5 protein-coding genes and 1 pseudogene are annotated in these 14,360 nt (G+C 42.0%); 4 read left to right on the top strand and 2 right to left on the bottom strand.

Going from position 1 to position 14,360, the window contains the following annotated elements; translation table 11 throughout:
* Positions 1–143: 143 nt before the first annotated feature.
* A complete protein-coding gene (locus tag QZ488_RS09635) occupies positions 144–3,101 on the bottom strand; it encodes a TonB-dependent receptor (protein ID WP_293748014.1) in 2,958 nt (985 codons plus the stop codon).
* Between the two features lie 681 nt (positions 3,102–3,782).
* Positions 3,783–6,428: pseudogene (locus QZ488_RS09630) on the bottom strand (glycoside hydrolase family 16 protein); the annotation flags it as partial.
* A 468-nt stretch (positions 6,429–6,896) separates the two neighbouring features.
* Here QZ488_RS09630 and QZ488_RS09625 point away from each other — a divergent pair.
* The 4 genes from QZ488_RS09625 to QZ488_RS09610 all read left to right on the top strand — a co-directional run.
* Positions 6,897–8,258, top strand: coding sequence for a family 16 glycosylhydrolase (locus QZ488_RS09625; RefSeq protein WP_293748012.1), 1,362 nt, complete (start codon positions 6,897–6,899; stop codon positions 8,256–8,258).
* A gap of 82 nt (positions 8,259–8,340) precedes the next feature.
* Positions 8,341–11,784, top strand: a complete 3,444-nt coding sequence (locus QZ488_RS09620) for a hypothetical protein (protein WP_293748010.1) — start codon at positions 8,341–8,343, stop codon at positions 11,782–11,784.
* Between the two features lie 73 nt (positions 11,785–11,857).
* Positions 11,858–13,861 (top strand): vanadium-dependent haloperoxidase, encoded by a 2,004-nt coding sequence (locus QZ488_RS09615; RefSeq protein WP_293748008.1) that lies wholly within the window; start codon positions 11,858–11,860, stop codon positions 13,859–13,861.
* Between the two features lie 148 nt (positions 13,862–14,009).
* Positions 14,010–14,360, top strand: a 351-nt coding sequence (locus QZ488_RS09610) for a hypothetical protein (protein WP_293748006.1), incomplete at its 3' end; no start/stop codon positions are given.

Below are 14,360 nucleotides of genomic sequence, written 5' to 3'. Positions count from 1 at the left end.
TAACACTCCAAATTATTCTATGAAATTTATGATACGCGTTCTTTACGGATTAAAAAACTAAAGGGTTTTATCGAATGTGAAGTTATTCATCATTTTACAAAAAAGCCGCTGACATCAGCGGCTTTTATATGGCTTGTTACACCTTAGAAAGTATAACGCGCTCCCAGAGCATAGCGAGGGCCATATTGACGAGCAAATAAGAACTGCTCTTCGTAACGGCCATAACCCTGTTCAGTTTCATTAGTGATATTAATTCCCTCAAAGAATACTGTGAGTTCATCCGTTATATCATAATTTACGCTGATATCAGTTTGTGCATATTCTTTACCAAACTGAGGAGGTGCTTCTGCACTACCTTGAGCTTGACCAACCCCAATTAGGTAGTTATCACGCCAAGCGTAAGTGACTTTAACTGACAAGCCATCTTTTTCATAAAACACCTGGAAGTTAGCAGAATCACTTAAGCCTACAAGAGGAGACTGTTGATCAAAACTTTCTATATCGTATTTAACGTCTCCGTCAACTAGAGTGAAGTTAAAACCACTACCAAAACCGCTCTCTCCAAACATATGCTGCACAGCAAACTCAATACCATCTACAGTTCTAGTATCACCGTTTGTAGGTTGACTGACTCGCCATTCCATTAGAGGGTCATTACTGTTTTGGAAAACAATAGTATTGCCTGTAATAGCGTCAAATGTACCGCCACCATTGTCGATGATTTGCTGCCAAACGGCACCATCAGAAGGCACAAAACTTGGGTCGCCAGACGCGCTCACTAAATCACTAATAGCTTGCGTTGCTCTTGGGCCAATAAGTGGATCTGTCAAACCCTCTACAGTGATCGTTTCACTGGTAGTGGTGATAAAGTTTTTCACGTCTTTCTGGAAATAACCTAGAGAAACATAACTAGCATCGTCGTAATAATATTCTACAGACAAGTCAAAGTTGGTTGATTCAAAAGGCAGCAAGTTAGTATTACCTTGACTTCCTGTTCTGCTACCCGGCTTTGGACTGCCAGATAAGGAACGTATACCGACTAGGTTACCCAGAGGTGCACGAGTAATCGTTTTGCCCCATGACATGCGGGCTATAATTTCATCTGTCACTTCAACTTTGATATCTATAGTCGGTAAAGTCACATCGTGCTCACCTACAAAACTCACATCTTGTGCGCCGCCTGATTCGTAGCGTAATTGCCACTCAGTGGGGTTTGACCAAACTATTTGATCTTCAACTCGCTGAACTACATCACTGGTGACGTCTGTTTTTTCATAACGTACACCTAGATTAATATCTACCGGCATATCTGCTACTTCGAAATAAAGCGCACTTTGTAAATACACAGAAGTTGTTTCTTCGTTTACTGCTCCAGAGTTGGTACTGGATAACGCAGTATCGAAGGGGTCAAGTGGCACACTATCGAAGAAGTTAACCATACGGGCCACTGTTTCTGCAAAGTCAAAGGTATAATAGTAGTTAGTGGTTAAATCACTGCCACCGCCATCTAAGGCATCAAGCAGACTTCCAGTATCTTGGCGGGTAAACATACTGTCAGGAAAAACAGCTTCATTGCCAAGGTAACCATTAGGTCCTATATTACCACTTCCTGTTCCAAACCCACCGATACTTTGCTCAGTACTCGCCACACCAAATTTAATATTGGCTAAGAAACTATCGTCTGGGTTCACCCATTCACTATGTAATTGGTATTGTTTTACGGTTGATTCACCTTCACCTTTGCTGAATTGACCAAAAAGTGGATCAAAATCATTAGGACTGGCTTCAGCTGCACCGTCAGGCCAAGTCATAGCAAAATTTGGTACTTCGCCAGTAGAGTAATCATAAGTCTTAGTGACAATGTTATTAGGCGCAATGATAACGCTACCTGCATTGCCACTGCCCTTATCTCCGCCAGTATTAGTCGCGTTTGAGGAATCGTGGTAATCAAACTCTACGTGAATATCGTCTGTTACTTGCCAATCAAAATTAAACCCTACAGATTCAGCTTCAACTAAAAACGTATTAGCGCCTACAGAATGTGCATAATCATTAGCTGTTTCAGTAAAGTTAATGGCAGTACCATTTTCATCTAGCTGATAGTTAGTAAGGTTGCCACCCCAGTTAAACCAGATACCAAAGCCACGTGTTTCAGTGGCTGTTTGTGCTTCTGTGCGAGTATAATCGAGACTAAAAGTCATGGCATCAGTTGGCGCATATTGTAATGTCACTTGGCCATTGGTTCTGGTGCGCTGCACATCAGCAATATCGTAGGATATTTGTCTTGGGAAATAAGTATGTCCTAGTTTTTCACCCTCAGAATCTACGCCACGTAAATCTATTGCATTGTCACCAGTAAGCCCACCGGTTCCTTGATCGGCTTGCCATCCAGGAATGTTTGCACTTTGCTGTTGAAAGTCACGACCTTGGTGAGACAAAGAAATAGCGATACCAATAGTATTGTCAGCAAAAGTATTGCTATACAAGGCTGCTATTTCTGGAGTGACAGAGTCTCCCTCTACATTGGATGTGTCGCGTATACCTTTGCCCGAAACTGAGTATTTTAGTCCAGGAGAAGTAAGGGGTTGAGTGGTCACGATATTAACCGTTGCACCTATGCCACCACTTGGGTATTCAGCGCGCGCAGTTTTATATACTTCTAATGCACTCACTCCCGCAGAGGACAAATTCTCTAGGTTGTAAGAACGGCTATTACCTGTACCTGGCATTTGACGACCATTAAGTGTCATCAAGTTAAAGTCAGGGCCAAAACCACGTACTGTGATTTGGCTGCCTTCGCCGTTTGAACGACTCACGGTTACACCAGTAATACGTTGTAATGACTCGGCCAGGTTAGTATCAGGAAATTTACCCATTTCTTCTGCAGAAATGGCGTCAACTACCCCAGTACCTTCTCGTTTGATGTCCATTGAACGAGCTAAACTTCCACGAATACCTTTTACTTGAATTACTTCTACATTACTAGCTGCCGCTGGCTCCGCCTCGACTTCTTGAGCGTGAGTAGCAAAAGACATACTAGCGCCAAGCAGCAAAGATACCGATGCTGCAATGCGCGTTTTTTTGAAGGTCATGTGTTTCATAATTACCCTACTTATATTTCATTCTGATTCTAGGTTGAAACTTTTTGCGGAAGATTTACTCAGCAAATACAACAACCTAAAATTACTAATTCTTGTCGATACACTAATCTAAAGCGAGTTATTGACTTAAGGCGGTCAAAAACTCGCTGACTACGACTATGGTCTAAAGACTACGTTGTCTAAACGATAGACTGCACCTGCACCTGCACCCCAAGCTGGAAATATCATGACCACGTCAATGGCACTGATATCTAAGCCAGCATCTAACAGGGTTAATACATCAAATGTGTAGGTTTGCCATTCGCCGGCAACCGGCTCAGCACCTTCGTTACTCGTGTTGAGGTTTAAGTCGCCTGTATCTGAAGTGGCATCGCCTGCTTCCATTTTAAGGATCCAAGGTGTGCCCTCAGCAGGAGCTGAAACAATTTTCATTTCGAAACTGAAGGTTCCTGAGATGATACTTTCAGCGTCAAAAGGTGTGCCTACATCGCGGCTATAAAAGCCTTGAACCGTATCAGGAGAACCGAGAACAGAGAACTCTGCAACTGAACCATGCTCAGCATCATCGGCTTGTTCTGTTGGCGTAGAGCCTGCACAACAATCCCACAAAGGCCATTCCGCATTAATTGCATCTGCGTATAAGGTTAGAGCCGCATCACTATCTGATCCTGAATCACTAGGATTTCCGATGATCACATTGTCTACACGATATACTGCGCCAGCTCCTGCGCCCCACGCTGGGAATACCATAATTACGTCAATAGCACTTAGGTCTAAACCTGCATCAGCCATAGATAACAAATCAAACGTATAGGTTTGCCAAACACCAGCAACAGGGTCGACCCCTTCAATACTCATATTTAAGTTAAGTTCTACAAACGATGTATTGCCGTCAGATTCGATTTTCATTAACCATGGTGTGCCATCTGCTGGCGCAGTCACAATTTTCATTTCAAAGCTGAAATTACCAGTTGTTAATAATGCCGAAGCATCAAAACTGCCATTATCTCGACCAAAGAAGCCTTGAACGGTCTCCGGTGAATCTAGAACAGAAAATTCTGCAACGGCGCCGTGGTCTGCATCGTCCATTTCAACTGTAGGTGTAGAGCCTGCACAACAGTCCCATAGTGGCCATTCCGGATTTTCCGCATTATTGAAAGCGACTAATCTAGGGCCAGTTGGACCACCTGAAGTTGCATTAGGGTTGAAGATTTTGGCGTTGTCCACACGATAGACTGCACCAGCACCTGCTCCCCATGCTGGGAATATCATGACTACATCTATAGCGCTAATATCTAGACCTGCGTCAGCCATTGTTAATAAATCAAAAGTATAGGTTTGCCATACGCCTGGAACAGGGTCGACACCTTCAGTACTAGTGTTTAAATTAACTTCTACAAACGAAGTATTGCCATCAGCTTCTATTTTCATTAGCCAAGGTGTGCCATCGGCAGGAGCGGTCACAATTTTCATTTCAAATTGGAACACACCTTCAGTTAATAAGGCTGAGGCATCAAAACTACCATTGTCTCTACCAAAGAATCCTTGAACAGTTTCTGGTGAATCTAGAACAGAAAATTCTGCAACTAAACCATGTGCTTCATCATCCATTTCTTCAGTGGGTGTAGAGCCAGCACAGCAATCCCAAAGAGGCCATGCAGGGTTAATCGCGTCTTCAAATAAAACTAACTCTGGGTAAACTACGTTGCCTGGTTCTGCGATGGTAAGGTTGTCTATACGATAGATAGCACCTTCACCTGTACCCCAAGCTGGGAATATCATGATGACGTCTATAGCACTGATATCTAAACCAGCGTCGGTTAGGTCAGATAGACTAAACGTATAGGTTTGCCACTCACCTTCTGCTGGGTCAACACCTTCATTGCTAGTATTAAGAGCTACCTCTGCGAACGATGTATTGTTGTCCGCTTCGATTTTCATTGTCCAAACGGTAGAACTAGTAGGTTGTGCTACAACCTTCATTTCAAATGAGACACTTCCAGTAGTCAGCATAGCTGAGGCATTAAATGGTACGCCACCTTCTGAGAAGTCGGGGCGACTATTAAATCCTAATACTGCACCGTCATTGTTGAGTATCTGAAACTCCGCTACTGAACCATGTTGGGCATCGTCAATAACCACTTCAGGTATAGTTCCGCCACAACAATCCCATAATTTCCAAAGTGGATTCTCGCCATCGGCAAATATAGTGATAGGCACAGCAACATCAGGCACTGGAGGAGTCGGTGTGGGTGCTTTACCTAATACCAAAGCCCCGTCTGGGACTTCATCAGAGGCTTCAACTTTATAACCATTACGAATTGTTTCACATCCAGCGCCAGTCATTGGGTCAGATGCACATTCATAGACACGTACGTAGTCAATTACGTAAGCTTGACTGTCAGCAAACGCTGCTGGATCTATTCCACCATTGTTGGTGTTTTCAGGAAAGCTTCCGCCGACAGCAAAATTCAGTAAGATATGGAAGTCTTGATCGAATGGGGCTGGGTCCCAGTGGGTTTCTAGTTGGCCGGTAATAATATCGTAATATTCAGCAAACCAACCTTTATGTACTAGACCAACTGATTCACCTTTACTATTAAATCTAACTTCAGATTGTAATTGCGTGGCATAAAGGTAACCATCCATATACCAACGGATTTCACCCTCTTGCCATTCTATGGCATAAGTATGAAAATCGTCAGCAGGGTTAACGTTTTCGGGAAGAGCATAAGCTTTGCCTGACTGTTCATTATTTGGCCAGTCAAGACCGTAGTGCAGGGTACCATAAATATTATTTTCTTCGACGCCCTCTGCATTAGGTACTTTTAGGTTAACTGATTCAACTATGTCGATTTCGCCTGACTTTGGCCAGCCGCCATAAACTTCATCTGTAGGAAGCATCCAAAAGGCGGGCCATGAGCCTTGTCCTGATGGGAGTTTTGCACGCATTTCAAAACGTCCGTATTTCCAGTCACCTTTATTTTTTGTCGACATGCGAGCAGACGTGTAAGGAAGCGGTTCGCCATCAACAGAAGGTTTGGCGACAATGTTTAAGTTGCCATCAGCAACAAAAGAGTTGTCTGGGCTATCGGTATAACATTGTTGTTCTTGATTACCACCGCCACTACAATTTACTTCATGAGTCCAGTTGCTGCTGTCAATTGACGTACCATCAAATTCGTCATTCCAGACCATTACCCAATCTTCAACCGGTGTGGTGACGTCGACTGATGCAATATCTGTATTAGTTGAGGCTTCGCCACCACATCCTGATAGAGCTACGCTCAAGGATATGGCGACTGAGGCTGAGAGAAAATGCCTCATTCGTTTAACGCTATTTTTTACCATGGTGATCTCCGAAATAGTCTAGATAAAGTGCACTTATTTGTTCGCCTGCCCACTAAAGTGAGTCTTCTAAACAAATTAGATTTGCTGTCATCATTAGGCACATTTGTCCTAGATGTTAACGACATGGTTGGTTTTGTAGCACAAAGGTTAATCTTTTCTGAGTTAAATGCGGCAAGACGGGATAGGTGAAAGTCAAAGCGGACAATTGTATTGAAACTCACAATTAGGAACGCTGATGCACTGCGAGAAGCATTAAACCTAAGGATTGGTAATAAAGTATTGGCTATTAAAATTGGTGTCTAATTGGAATGTATTTACGTTTTGCAATTAAGGCGTTTTTTATCGCAATTAGAGTCCGTTTTAGCTTTTTTAATTTGTGTTAAATTTTGAATCGCCTAATGTCTATCGGTTTTCCATAACAGAATTTTCAATTAGGTACTCAACATGCCCCAAAACTTGTTTAGTAAAAGACTATCAGCTTGGTTATTGATTGTGATTTGCGGGTTGATATCTGCATGTGTGCATGATGCAAATGAGGTTGAAGTCGCCGAAGTAATTGAACCGTCAAATGGAACAGAGCTTGTGCTTGCTATTAATGTCGGTGGTGATAGTTATGTCGCAACTAATGGTGTGTTGTACCAAGCAGATAATTTGCCAATCGATGTAGTTAAAAAACAATCTAAAAATATACGCGGTAGCCAAGATAGTGAATTGTTCGAAACTTACAGAGTAGGCAATATGCAGCTATTCTTCCCCTTAGAAAATGGTTTATATGATGTGACATTTAAGTTTGCTGAGCCAGAAGATATTGCTATTGGTGATAGGGTGTTTAATGTCACTGTGAATAACAACAAAGCGATAAGTGAACTTGACGTACGTTTAGCCAGAGATGGCAAACACCTTTCTTCTTTGGTACGCACTGTTAATGGCGTAAATGTATCTGATGGTAAATTAAATATTCAAATAACTGGGCAAACAGGTGAGCCCGTTTTACATGGATTAGTGATTAGAAAAAAGGTCGAAGATACCCGTGATTGGCAAGTAGTATGGGCAGACGAGTTTGATTATCAAGGCGCACCAGATAATCAAAAATGGTCATTTGATGAATGGCCGGCCAGAAAAGTAAACGATGAAGACCAGACGTATACTGCTCGAGCTAAAAATGTCCGAGTTGAGGATGGCAAACTGATTATTCAGGCGCATAAAGAACAATTTCAAGGAGCCCAATACACCTCGGCTAGGATCCACTCTTTGGGTAAAGGGGACTTTCTTTATGGGAAAGTAGACGTCAGGGCAAAAATTCCAGCAGGGCAAGGTACTTGGTCCGCAATCTGGATGTTACCTAGTGACCCATTTCGTTATGCTTCAAATTGCCAACAGGGCAATGATTGGCAAGGTAATGATAAGTGTGATGCTTGGCCCAATTCCGGTGAAATAGACATTATGGAACATGTTGGTTTCGACATGCAAAATGTACATGGAACAGTGCATAATAAAGCCTATTATTGGAGAAATTGGCAACAACGAAAAGCCAGTGTAGAAGGTGTTGATGTGCACCTGAATTACCACGTTTATTCATTAGAATGGACACCAGACACCATTACCATATTGTTTGATGGCAGCCCTTATTTTTACTACAAAAATGAAGGTGATGGGTGGCAAGCTTGGCCCTATGACCATCCTTATCATATTATCCTCAATCTAGCTATTGGTGGTGGTTGGGGGAGAGCTGGAGGACCGATTGATGACGGTGTTTTTCCAGTTAAAATGCTAATAGATTATGTACGAATTTCAAAGTTGAAGTAAGTCCCTGCAAGTAAGTATTGTAAAAGCAAAGAGTCATTCTTTGCTTTTTTATGATTGATAAGAATGAAAAGAGAGTGTGAAAATGAGTGGTTCGGCCCTAAAAAATAGCGAAGTCAGCGGTGAATTTATTGATATGTATGACGTGCGGTATTATGTCATCAATAATGCTGAAAAAATTGCGCCATTTTTTATTAGTTTGGTGTCCGACAGTGATCACTGGCTGTTCATTGCCTCAAATGGAGGTTTAACAGCAGGCAGAGTGTCACCTGAGTTCGCTTTGTTTCCCTATGTCCCTGTTGATCGTATTTATGAAAGTAATATTCATACGGGTAGTAAAACGTTACTTAAGGTTAACAAAGGCGGCAAGACTTTCAGCTGGGAGCCCTACAATAAAGATTTCAATCATCAGTATCGGATTAGTCAAAACCTGTATAAAAATATTCTTGGTAACAAAATTTGTTTTGAAGAAATCAATCACGACTTACAACTGGCTTTCCGATACACCTGGAAAACCAGTGACGAGTTTGGCTTTTGTCGTCAATGCGAATTACTCAATTTAGCAGGTGAGCCTGTTTCGGTCAGAATGATTGATGGGTTACAAAATATTTTACCGGCTGGCACGCCTCGGTCTACTCAGAGTAGCTCTAGTAATTTAATTGATGCTTATAAATGGAATGAATTAGACCAACCTACGGGTTTGGCTATGTTTACTGTTTATTCAGGGATCACTGATCGCGCTCAGCCGAGCGAGTCGTTAAAAGCGAATACAGTGTTTAGCCTAGGTTTTAAGCACCCACAAATTCTACTTAGTAATGCGCAACTTGATTCTTTTAGACGTGGTGAAACGATTCAAGATGAATTGACTACTCGTGGTACCCGCGGCGCCTACCTGCTAAACGTTGAATTTAAGTTGGCAGAATCCCAGTCGCAAAGTTGGCAAATTATTGCCAATGTTGAACAAAGCCAATCTCAAGTATGTGCAGTGATCGAACAGCTAAAAGACAGGCCAAAGATAACCAGTAATATCGAGCATTCTATTAATCAAGGCTCGGATGATCTGGCGCGGATTATGGCTGGTGCTGATGGTTTCCAAGTGACTAACGAAGAAAGTGTCACTGTGCATCACTATGCTAATACCTTGTTTAATACCCTGCGAGGCGGGGTGTTTGATGACCACTATCGTATTTGTACTACTGATTTTATTGCCACCTTAAAATCCTTTAATGTGTCTTTGTTCGAAAAACATCAACAATTCTTAGAAAACTTAGCTGATAAACTTGAGCTTGAGCAGTTTACACAACAAACAAAAGCGTTGAACGATAGACAACTAGACCGTTTAGTTGCTGAATACTTGCCTGTTACTTTTGGTCGTCGACATGGTGACCCTAGTCGCCCTTGGAATCAGTTTGAAATAAAACTAAAAGACGCAGATGGGCACAGATTGTTGTCTTACCAAGGTAATTGGCGAGACATTTTTCAGAATTGGGAAGCTTTATGTTTTAGCTACCCTGAATTTATTGAGTCTGTGATTGCGAAGTTTGTTAATGCATCCACTATTGATGGATATAACCCATATCGGATTACAAAAGGTGGCATAGACTGGGAAGTTGAAGAGCCCGAAGACCCTTGGAGCTTTATCGGTTATTGGGGCGATCACCAAGTTATCTATTTGTTGAAAATGTTGGAGTTATCTAAAAAGTTCCACCCTCAGAAATTGAGCGATTTACTACACCAACCTATTTTCTGTTATGCCAATGTGCCTTATCGAATTAAGTCATTTGAAGCCATGTTGGAAAATGCGAAAAGCACCGTTGATTACGATGAACAATCAGCTATTAACATTGCAGAAAAAGTGCAACGAGTGGGTGCTGATGGCAAGTTGATTTCGGATAAAAACGGAGACGTATATCAAGTCAATTTGTTGGAAAAACTGTTGGTGCCTTTGTTGTGTAAATTAGGTAATTTAGTGGTTGATGGTGGTATATGGTTAAACACTCAAAGGCCTGAATGGAATGATGCAAATAATGCATTGGTAGGCCATGGTGTGTCAGTTGTCACTTTGAATTATTTGCGTCGGTATGTGCATTTTTTAAATAATCTGTTGGTCAGCCAAAACCAAGACGTGGAACTTTCTGTTGAAGTCGCAATATGGCTGCAAGACACGGCACAAGTGCTCAGTAATTTAACCGCCAAATTAAGTCCAACACCAGTAACCGATGAGTTACGTTTTGAAGTGCTCAAAGCCCTTGGCCAAGCCGCATGTAAATATCGTACTAGCGTGTATCAAAATGAATCTTTTAGTCATAAAGTGATTATTAAGCTGAAGTCAATTCAATGTCTATTAGTTGATGCATTATCAGCGATAGACCACAGTATTAATAATAATATAAAAGAGGATGGGTTGTTCCATTCATACAATTTGGTGTCATTGGGTGATAATAAAGCTGAATTAAAAAACCTTTATCCTATGTTAGAAGGCCAAGTGGCAGCGCTAAGTTCAAGTGCCATGAGTCCTGAAAAAGCCGCTGATGTATTAGAAGCCTTATATAACAGTGATGTGTTTAGGCCTGATCAAAATACCTTTATGTTATATCCAGATAAAAGCCAAATTGGCTTCTTAGCTAAAAATATTGTGCCTGCAGAACAAATTGAACAGATCTCTGTGCTAGTCGCGATGCTCAATGGTAATGAACATAGTATTGTGACCCAAGATGTGACCGGCCAATATCGCTTTAATGCAAAACTCAAAAATAGTAGTGATTTATCAGCTCAACTTAAAAAATTAACACCTCGGTATGTGGAACTTACGCAAGTCACAAATAGCCAAATAGAAAATTTGTATGAGCGAACATTTAACCATCAAGCATTTACTGGAAGATCAGGTGGCATGTTTGGTTTTGAGGGGCTTGGATGTGTGTATTGGCATATGGTGTCTAAGTTACTACTAGCGGTTCAAGAAAATTATTTGCAAGCATTAGCCGATGACTCAGAGTCAGCAGTGATAAAACGTCTGGGTGATTTGTACTACAGAGTAAGACAAGGAATAGGTTTTAATAAAAGCCCACAAGAATATGGTGCCTTTCCATGTGACCCGTATTCGCACACACCTAAACACGCTGGCGCTCAACAACCCGGCATGACAGGCCAAGTTAAAGAAGAAATATTGACTCGTTTTGGAGAATTAGGTATACGAGTAGAACAGGGCAAAGTGAGTTTTGTTCCGCAATTGCTGCGTAAGCAAGAATTTACTCAATCTGCAAAGACCTTCAAATATTTAGACATACACGATCAATGGCAAGAGATAGAGTTACCCAGTCGCAGCATAGCGTTCACTTGGTGCCAAGTGCCGGTTATTTACCAGCTAACTGAAGGTGTTTCGGTACTAACTACCAAACTTGAAGAAGGGGAGCAGGTAAACGACAGTTCAAACAGTTTGAGTCCAACTCTAAGCCATGAACTATTTAATCGCAGTGGTAAAATTAAATCCATTTACCTGTCAATAAATTCAACCTACTTATATGACTAGCAATTAATTTAAGCAGCCAAATAGTTCTTAGAACATACAAGTACTTAGGTGAATAGGATAAACAATGGGTGACATGAATAAATATAAACGGTTTCTAAAAATGCCCCTTTCACAGCTAAGTGTTATCTGCTTGACCACTGTTATATTAACTGCATGTGGTGGCTCGAGTACTAATGTGGCGGATATTGCAGATTCAGTTACCCCACCTCCGGTAGTCATAACCGCTGAACGTGAAGGCCAATCAGTGGCAAGAATGTGGAACGAAGTGCTGTTACTGGCCATTCGCAATGATTTTGCAAGGCCGACTATACATGCCAGAAATTTATTCCATGTTTCATCGGCGATGTTTGATGCCTGGTCTGTATACAAACCGCAAACTAAAGGTTTTTTAGTGGGTAATCAAGTCGGTGGGTTTTCCTGTCCTTCGGCTAACATTGAACTGCCAGAAGATATCTTGCCTGAGCAAGAACAAGCCATCAGTTTTGCTGCTTATCGCATTATTCAACAGCGATTTATTTTTTCACCTGGGTCTGTTGAAATTATGGCTGCTGCTGATGCGTTAATGCAGAATTTAGGTTACAACCTTGATGACGAGTCATTAGATTATTCTCAAGGTTCAGCCGTAGCTTTAGGAAATTATATTGCTAATTGTTACATTGAATTTGGCAACCAAGATGGAGCCAATGAACCAAAATTTTACGCAAATACTAGCTATCAGCCAATCAACCCTCCATTAGTATTAAGCAGTAGTGATGCTGGCAACCCAACCATTGTGGACTTAGATCGTTGGCAACCTTTGTCGATAGAGGGGTTTATTGACCAGGCTGGTAATCCTATTGACGAAGCTCCCACTTTTTTGAGCCCAGAATGGGGGCAAGTGGTGCCTTTTGCTTTGTCAGAAAATGACAAAACTGTGTTTGCTCGTGATGGCTTTGATTATCAGGTTTATCATGATCCGGGTATGCCACCGTTGATTAACAGTGAATTAAGTGACGAGTATAAATGGGGCTTTTCACTGGTGTCTATTTGGTCGTCTCATCTAGATCAAAATGACAGTGTGATGTGGGACATCTCTCCTAAAAGTATCGGTAATATTGCTGAATTTCCTAGTTCTTTTACAGAGTTTTCTGAATTTTATCAGCAGCTTGAGGGTGGCGATACCAGCATGGGATATGCTCTTAACCCCATAACCAATGAACCCTATGCAGAACAAATCGTTCCTCGTGGTGACTACACCCGTGTATTGGCGGAGTTTTGGGCTGATGGCCCTGACTCTGAGACTCCCCCAGGCCATTGGTTTGTGATCTTAAACTCTGTCAGTGATCACGAATTACTGGTTAAACGATGGGCAGGTGAAGGTGATGTTTTAGGGCCACTTGAATGGGACATTAAGTCTTATTTTGCCATGGGTGGCACCATGCATGACGCGGCTGTATCTGCTTGGGGTATAAAAGGACGTTATGATTATATTCGTCCCATATCCGCTATACGTGCCATGGCCGACTTAGGACAAAGTAGTGATCCGGCATTACCTTCTTATCACATTAATGGCCTACCTTTGGTAGAAAACTATATTGAGCTGGTCACTGAAGCTGATCCCTTGGCTGCGCGCAATCCACAGCACATTGGCAAAATAAAACTCTATGCTTGGAAGGGGCCAGACTACATAAACGATCCCTTGGTAGACCAAGCCAAGGTAGGTTGGATATTGGCAGAGCAGTGGTGGCCCTATCAAAGGCCATCTTTTGTGACGCCACCTTTCGCTGGTTATGTATCTGGACATTCGACTTACTCAAGGGCCGCAGCTGATTTGCTGACATCGATGACGGGAACTGCTTATTTCCCTGGCGGAATGAGCGAATTTGAGGTCAACGCTAATGACTTTCTGGTATTTGAAAAAGGTCCGAGTGTGAATATGACATTGCAATGGGCAACTTATCAAGATGCCTCTGATCAGTGCAGTTTGTCGCGTATTTGGGGAGGGATCCATCCTCCGGCTGATGATCTACCTGGGCGAGTAATTGGAGCCAAAATTGCAGCTGATAGTTTTGATTTTGTGCAATCGTTTTTTCAGTAAATAAACGTTAAACGAGGCCACAATGTTCTTGGTCGTTAGAATATCAGCTGAAGAATGAGCAAGAAACTGACAACCATTTAGTTAATTTTAGTAATAGGGCGTTTATTCAATATGACTATGCCCCCGTATATAGTTGGAATAGATGTTTATGACTAATCAGTACCCACCGCACAGCACACTATTATTAAAATACTCGCTTATGGGTTTACCCTTAATGTTTATATTGGGCTGTGGCGGCAGCGACAGCTCAAATTCATCTCAATCTAGCCCAGTCAATGTTGTCATTGTTGAAGAGGCTCCTACGTTGCGTGTAGAAGCTTATCCAGCAACTGACCAATCACAATTTTTACCTAGGCCAAGCTTGGGCTGTGACCTTGCAGAAACCAATTCTGATTCAGTGTTTAACGATGTAAGCCAAAATGCAGGTTTGTGTTACGACACTACTATTTCATCACTGGATGGCACCACTGCGCGCGTGTCAGGCGGAATAGCGGTCAGC

It is taken from the genome of uncultured Paraglaciecola sp., from assembly GCF_913020055.1.
Classification (GTDB): Bacteria; Pseudomonadota; Gammaproteobacteria; order Enterobacterales; family Alteromonadaceae; genus Paraglaciecola.
Note: the sequence above shows the minus strand (reverse complement) of the source record. Positions and strands in the feature narration are given on the sequence as shown.